The sequence below is a fragment of the Streptomyces polyasparticus genome (assembly GCF_014493765.1).
Taxonomy (GTDB): Bacteria; Actinomycetota; Actinomycetes; order Streptomycetales; family Streptomycetaceae; genus Streptomyces; species Streptomyces polyasparticus.
Genome location: NZ_JACTVJ010000109.1, coordinates 1 through 1,150, shown reverse-complemented (window position 1 = coordinate 1,150; position 1,150 = coordinate 1). Strand labels below are relative to the sequence as shown.

At 45.5% G+C, this 1,150-nt stretch carries 1 protein-coding gene; it reads right to left on the bottom strand.

Translation table 11 applies throughout. From position 1 onward, the window contains the following. On the bottom strand, positions 1-1,150 hold a 1,150-nt coding region (locus H9Y04_RS49080), incomplete at both ends, for an NAD-dependent formate dehydrogenase (RefSeq protein WP_214662303.1).

Here is a 1,150-nt window from a genome sequence, read left to right as displayed (position 1 = left end):
TATGTATTTCATCTTGTGTCTTTCACCATAAGATTTGGTAGCGTAGTCTCCATCAATGACGATAACGTCTTGTTGACGGTAGTCGTGCTTACCGCTGAAGTAACTCTCCAAAATGCTCTGAACACCAGCAGAGTAACGAGCTTGAGCGTCCAAAGAAGTACCAGAGATGTGAGGAGTCATAGCGTTACCTCCACCGAATTGGTTACGCATGGTTCTCCATGGGTGGTTGTCTGGAGCTGGTTGCACGTTCCACACATCTCCACCATAACCTCTCAATTTTCCAGACTTGAGAGCTTCGGCAACATCCTCAGCAACACAAATGGCTCCACGAGCAGTGTTAACAAGCCAAGCACCATCCTTCATCTTGGAAATCAAGTCCTTGTTGAATAAACCCTTGGTCTTTTCGTGCAATGGAGCATTGATGGTAACCACATCGGACTTTCCGAGCATCTCTTCAAGGTTCTCCACTCTCTCAACAATGTTTCCATGGCCATTGAAAAGTTCAGAAGCCTTGTTCAACTTGTCAATTGCATCCTTGGGGAGGTCCTGGTAATCGTAGTAGTACAATTTCTTAGGGTTGAAAGCCACCAATCTCTCCAAGATACGGTAACCAATACGACCAGCACCAACGGTTGCAACGGTCTTACCTTCCAAATCGTACGAATCCTTGGCAGCTCCAGCAATGTCCCAGCCCTTGCTAACAGCCTGTTCGTGAGCAGGAACAAAGTTACGAACCAAATCCAAAATGGTCATAACGGCATGCTCAGAAACCGAAACCACATTGGAACCAGTGACTTCAGTAACGGTGATTTTGTGCTCATTGGCAGCGTTCAAGTCAATATGGTCAGAACCAACACCAGCAGTAACACACATCTTCAACTTTGGTGCCTTGGCAAGACGTTCCTTGGTGATATAGGCTGGGAAGAATGGAGTAGTAATAATAATCTCAGCATCTTTGAGGTGCTCATCAACTTCGGATTCTCCAATTGGATCCTTGCTATCAGTAGAAACAAGTTCGTATCCATTTTTCTCGATGAAATCACGAATACCCAATTCGTTCTCAAGACATCCTAAAAGTTGCTTGACCTGACGGGCATGGTCTCCACCCTTGTAGAGAACGAGAAGTACTTTTCCTTTTGTTGCTGGACTC